This is a genomic window from Citrobacter sp. wls757, assembly GCF_005280935.1.
GTDB classification, from domain to species: Bacteria; Pseudomonadota; Gammaproteobacteria; order Enterobacterales; family Enterobacteriaceae; genus Citrobacter; species Citrobacter portucalensis.
On record NZ_SZWU01000017.1, the window covers coordinates 90915 to 93624 of the forward strand.

At 53.6% G+C, this 2710-nt stretch carries 4 protein-coding genes; 2 read left to right on the top strand and 2 right to left on the bottom strand.

What is annotated here, in order from left to right; translation table 11 throughout:
* The first annotated feature begins 277 nt into the window (after nt 1-277).
* The gene (fliE, locus tag FDW94_RS05075) at nt 278-592 is read left to right on the top strand and encodes a flagellar hook-basal body complex protein FliE (protein ID WP_003030448.1); all 315 of its coding nucleotides are present in this window, start codon (nt 278-280) and stop codon (nt 590-592) included.
* 54 nt (nt 593-646) lie between these two features.
* Here fliE and yedF read toward each other — a convergent pair whose 3' ends face one another.
* The gene (yedF, locus tag FDW94_RS05080; protein ID WP_137377239.1) at nt 647-880 is read right to left on the bottom strand and encodes a sulfurtransferase-like selenium metabolism protein YedF; all 234 of its coding nucleotides are present in this window, start codon (nt 878-880) and stop codon (nt 647-649) included.
* Entirely contained in the window at nt 877-2103 is a 1227-nt protein-coding gene (gene yedE, locus FDW94_RS05085; RefSeq protein ID WP_323529607.1) for a selenium metabolism membrane protein YedE/FdhT, read from the bottom strand. The genes yedF and yedE overlap by 4 nt, the downstream gene beginning before the upstream one ends.
* A gap of 164 nt (nt 2104-2267) precedes the next feature.
* Here yedE and yedD point away from each other — a divergent pair, with 164 nt between their 5' ends.
* Nucleotides 2268-2681 (top strand): lipoprotein YedD, encoded by a 414-nt coding sequence (gene yedD, locus FDW94_RS05090; RefSeq protein ID WP_003030454.1) that lies wholly within the window; start codon nt 2268-2270, stop codon nt 2679-2681.
* Nucleotides 2682-2710 lie beyond the last annotated feature (29 nt).

The following is a 2710-nucleotide window of genomic DNA, read 5'->3' on the forward strand; positions in this document are numbered from 1 at the left end:
GCAGGCGGTTTAACCACTCGAGAGGTTTAAGCTGGGTTGCAGTCGATGCTGTCGCACTCATCTCGCACCTCGTGGCTTATCGTGGACGGCGTTTTTTGCAAAGTGGAACAAGACTCACTCCCGGGTCAGCAAACTCGAAAAATTGACGGTCTCATTATTTGCGGTTTCGAATTTTTCTATGCGTTAAAAACCGTGGTTTTTTATCGTTATTTAACGCCTTTATCTTATTGACTAACTGGTAATCTCAGCTACGTAAAAAATCATCCAGGGGATCAGAATGTCGGCAATACAGGGGATTGAAGGGGTCATCAGCCAGTTACAGGCCACGGCGATGTCAGCAAAAATGCAGGATATGCAGCCACAACCGACCGTGAGTTTTGCCGGACAACTGCATGCGGCGTTAGACAGAATCAGCGATGTGCAAACCGCGTCCCGTACGCAGGCTGAGAAATTTACCCTGGGTGAGCCGGGTATTGCGTTAAATGATGTGATGACAGATATGCAAAAAGCGTCGGTATCGATGCAGATGGGTATTCAGGTGCGTAACAAACTGGTGTCGGCGTATCAGGAAGTCATGTCGATGCAAGTGTAGGGGCAACATGGAGAGAATGTTTGCCGGATAAGCGCAGTGTCATCCGGCAACCAGTTACTTCTGAATCAAATAGCGGATCGTTGGACCATCCTGCTGAATATCCAGCACCGTATAGCCGTGATTACGCGCATCCAGTGGAATATTGTTGATTGACTGCGGGCAATCGCTCACCACTTCCAGAATTTCACCTTTCTTCAATTGCGGCACCGCTTCCAGCGTGGCTACAGCCGGGTATGGACACGGTTCGCCGACCATATCGAGACGATAATCAGGCACGATATTTTTCATACAGACTCCTTGGCAGGCGTCAGCCCTGCGCGACGGAAGAAACGTTTTTCCCAGCCGATAATGAGCATCAGCGCGGCAAACAACAGCAGATAGGTCACCAGCAGACCGCCGAGCGGACCGAAGGTGTTGAGCAGATTCACTTTGTCCCAGTTGGTGGCAAGCGCGGGAGCAAAATCATCCCAGTAGTAGGCCAGAATGGTCGAGCCAATAACGTTGCCCAGACCAACCCACCAGTAATGCACCTGGCCTTCAACGGCGCGGTACATCCAGCCGGTTTCACATCCGCCCGCTAAAACGATGCCAAAGCCGAACAGCAAGCCGCCAATCACCGCATTCGGACCCGCCCACATGATTTTAGGCTCGACGCCCAGTTGCACGTAGCTAAAAATACCGATGGCGCTGACCGCCATCCCGAAGATGATCGCTTTTGCCATGTGGGTGCGACCGGAAATCCACAGGTCGCGGAAGGCGGAGGTGAAGCAGATTTGCGCCCGTTCAATCAGCAGTCCGAACCCAACGCCGAACAGCATCGCCAGACCGAGTTTGGGTTTATCCATCGCGGTGAGTAGCGCCCAGCCGATCATGGCGATAAACACCAGCATGCCCAGGCGGAAACGGCGACGGGCCTGATCCGGCTTTTGCGTTAACGGCGAAGCGGCGGAGACTTTCTGCATTTTGACCGGAATACGAAACATTGGCAGAAGGGTAAAGCGTGCACCAAACCATGAGCCAATAGCTGTGGCCAGCGCAAAAAACCAGGCGTGTAGCGAGAACTGCGGAATGCCGGTGAAGAATGCGGCCAGGTTACAGCCCATTGCCAGCCGTGCGCCGAATCCGGCGATTGCCCCGCCGACTATCGCCTGCATAATGCGCACTCGACTGCGCGGCATGCGTAACTTGACGTTGTTGGCCCACAGTGCGGCAGCAAAACAGCCGCCGAACATACCGAGGATCATCATGCCGTCGATGCGAGTCAGGGGCGAGCCTTCGAGATGGATCAGCTTGTAGTATCCCCACTCTTCGGCGTGCACACCAAACAGTTGCAGGATTTGACCACCCCAGCGGGTGAATTCACCGGTAACGGCCCAGAAGGTTCCCGTAATGCCGAAATAGTAAGTAGAGAGAATACCCGCTGCGATAACCGCAGGGGCGGGGGCCCAAAATTTAATCAACCAGGCCTGTTTGAAGTGTTGCCATGACATGCGTTGTGCCTCTGAACTCAGAAGGTATGTAACAAGAAGTGTGGATACTACACCGTTCAGAATTTTTGACTATGAGTAATAAGAGGTAATACCGTCTGGATCAATCTTTCTCAACGCTGCCGAAAGGCTGGCGACATCAGGCCTTTAATGCCACAATCCCATTTTCTTCGCATGCAGGATGAATGATGAAAAAATTAGCAATCGTTGGTGTATTTCTGGCGCTTACCGGATGCGCCGAAGTAGAAAATTATAACGACGTGGTGAAAACGCCAGCGCCGGCCGGTCTGGAAGGATACTGGCAGTCAAAAGGTCCGCAACGCAGCCTGGTGAGTCCGGAAGCTATTGCCAGCCTGGTGATAACGAAAGAGGGCGATACGCTGGATTGTCGCCAGTGGCAGCGGGTAATCGCGCTGCCGGGGAAACTGACGATGCTCTCTGGCGATCTCACCAACGTGACGGTGAAACGCGAGCTGTACGAGATCGAGCGCGAAGGCAATACGCTGGAATATGACGGTATGACGCTGCAACGGGTGGATCGCCCGACGCAGGAATGTGCTGACGCGTTAAAGAAAACGCCGCTGGCCACACCGCTGCCATAAACCGTACGCCCCGGTAGCCAGCGGCCACC